The 2,643-nt window shown below is 69.6% G+C and carries 4 protein-coding genes; all 4 read right to left on the reverse strand.

Features of this window, described 5'->3' with window-relative positions; all coding sequences use genetic code 11:
- On the reverse strand, positions 1-896 hold an 896-nt coding region (locus tag VFZ70_00990; protein ID HEX6254362.1), incomplete at its 3' end, for a nuclease-related domain-containing protein.
- Between the two features lie 191 nt (positions 897-1,087).
- Entirely contained in the window at positions 1,088-1,534 is a 447-nt protein-coding gene (locus tag VFZ70_00995; GenBank protein HEX6254363.1) for a DUF86 domain-containing protein, read from the reverse strand.
- Positions 1,531-1,947 (reverse strand): nucleotidyltransferase domain-containing protein, encoded by a 417-nt coding sequence (locus VFZ70_01000; protein ID HEX6254364.1) that lies wholly within the window; start codon positions 1,945-1,947, stop codon positions 1,531-1,533. The genes VFZ70_00995 and VFZ70_01000 overlap by 4 nt, the downstream gene beginning before the upstream one ends.
- 346 nt (positions 1,948-2,293) lie before the next feature.
- Positions 2,294-2,643: hypothetical protein (locus tag VFZ70_01005; GenBank protein ID HEX6254365.1), on the reverse strand; the 350-nt coding region annotated here is incomplete at its 5' end.

Here is a 2,643-nt window from a genome sequence, read left to right on the forward strand (position 1 = left end):
AAGGGTCCGTCGGTGACCTCGCGGGTGAGCGCGGCGGGCACCTCCTGCTGGTACCAGTCGGCGTCGGGCTGGTCGGGAGGGTCGATGCCGGCGTGGCGGGCGAGCCCGACCAGGTGACCGACCACCACAGAGCCGGTCGGATCGGTGGTCACCTCCGCCGCGCGTGGGCTTCCCATCGCTGCGAGCTCGGCGTGCAACTCGTCTCTCAGGGCGCCGGCGAGCACGACGTTCCAGCATCCGAGCAGGACTCGTTCACCCATCGCGGCGAGCCTGGCGGCTGCGTGGATGGCCAGCGAGGTCTTGCCGGTCCCGGCCGACCCGCGCACCAGCACTCGTCGGTGAGCACCGAAGTGGTGCAGGACGTTGCGGTGCGACTCGGTGTGGACGCGGATGAGTTCCTCGTGGCGCTCGACGTGGGTGCGCAGCGCGGGTGCCGCCGACCGTGACCGGCCGCGCAGCGTCTCGACGATGGTCTTCGCGAGCTGACGTCCCGGTGCGCGTTCACTCGGGTCAAGCTGCCCGCAGGTCCGCTGGTAGGCGTCCGCAAGCCGGTCGATGCACCGGCCGTCCCACAGATACGCGGCGTCGAGGACGGGTTCGCCTGGCGCGTCGATGCGTGCGTCGGGGATGGCGACGGCCCAGCGCAGCGCGAGCTGGCGGGTGTCGATGCTGGCCGCCTTCAAGGCGTCGCGGACGAGGCTGCGGGCCTTCTTGACCTGCAGCACGGGGTCGCGGACCTCCCTGTGACCGCCCTCCTGTCGTCGCCAGACGGACTCGTGACCGTCGTAGTAGACGGTGCCGCCCTTCACCTCGACGACCGTCACCCCGAACGATGGATCGACGAGCACGAGGTCCGCCTCGGCCTCCTCCGGCAGTCCGCCCCGGCCGATGGTCATGACCACCTGTGGGAGTACGACCACGCGGTCGGGCAGTTGGTCGATCGCCCACCGCCACAGCGTCGTCTCCGCAGGCGGCGTACTCGGCGACCACCGCGGCGCCTCGGGCTGCGATCTCGCCAATGCATTCCCCCGTGCCGACTCACGCGGTTAAGCGTCCCCTCCGTACGTGCCGCTGAACAACGGTCGCGTCAGTCGGCTGCGGCCTCCTGATCCCGCAGCCAGCGAGCGACCTCATGCGTGTACTGGTCATAGTCGGTGAGCAGCTGAGTCAGCGCGTTCGCGAGCATGTCGTAGTCGATGTCGGCGTAGTCGTGGACGAGCAGATTGCGCAGCTTCGCGGATGCTCGGATGCGAGACGCGAACGAGGTGTCGAGCGGGCCGGCCTCAGCCACCAGGTCGAAGGTCTCGGCGTAGGTCGTCGCCACGCGGCCGAGCACACGAGACGAGATGTGCGAGTTGAGCGCCGTCGCCGAATCGACCACAAGCGTCGCCAACCGCTCGAGGGCGTATCGCCGGACGTGATCGGAGTGCAGAATTTCGCCGTCGGGTACGCCGATGTTGCGCATCTCACCGAGCAGCTCCCTGATCCGGGAGAGCCGTTCGACGACGACGTCGGGATTGACCGTGCTGGTCACGACGCCATCAGCTCGAGCGCCCAGTCGCGCAGCCACTGGGTGTCCATCTTCTCGGTCGCCGCCCGCGCGAGGAGGCGGTCTGCCGTGCCGGGCTCACGCTCGAAGAGCACATCACCGTGAAGCAGCGCTTCCACCGTCGCGACTGATCCAGCCCGACCCAGATCGAGCAGGTCGATCGCGTCGAAGCGCGTCAGGTCGGACAGTTCGGTAGGTAGCTCGAGCGTGGAACGACCATGCTTGGTGAGCACCGCGATGTCGAGGTCTCGCGCACGATCGCGAACCGGACCGTTCACTGCGCTGCCGAACGCCACGAGGAGAGCGACGTGGTGACGGTCGCACACTGCGGCAAGTGCGCCGCTGGCGGCTGCGGCTCGGAGCGTCTCGAGCGCATGTGTTGGCGTCGTCGCGGTCATGTGGGACGAGCCTAGCCATCTGCCGTGAGCGGACCGAGTACCTCCGCCTGTCTGCACTGCGCGCGATCACCGTGGCGGACAACGCGCTCGACGACCTGGTCGTCGCGCATGCGCGATGCCACAACGACAAGCGAGCCGCGCTCGCCGGACTCGACCCCGTCGGACGCTGGTGTCAGCGGTTCAACCCGGGTGGTCGCGCATCGGAGATGCGCCATCAAGGTCGCGGCCTCGTCGGCACCGAGCACGTCGTCGAGCCGCTGGTGCGGCGCATGTCTCGTGCGTTCATCGAGGGCCATCGTGCCCCCGGCCGCCGGGTGGGATCAACGGCAGCGTGTCGCGTGCTCCCTCACATCGCCCAGTGCTCTGCGTGGAGCACGCCGCTGGCCAGCCACCGTCGCCGGATCGCCTCGACGCACGCGGCCTCAACGGCCGTGCGGCACAACCCCGCAACCACGCGCGCCACGAGCTCGTCGGGCACGCCCCGGCTGTTGACCAGCCCCCGTGCGTCGTCGATGTTGCGCGCCACCGGCTCGAGCTGCTCGCGGACCTCGACCCGTGACTGCGTCCGCCGCGTCACGCCGAGGACCCGTGCGTCGATGCCCAGCCGGCGGACGGACTCGGGCAGACGGTCGTCGTGGGTGAACACGATCACCTGCCGGTTCCCGGCCACCAGCTCGAGCACCTTGGCGAGCCCGT

Source organism: Euzebyales bacterium, assembly GCA_036374135.1.
Taxonomy (GTDB): Bacteria; Actinomycetota; Nitriliruptoria; order Euzebyales; family JAHELV01; genus JAHELV01.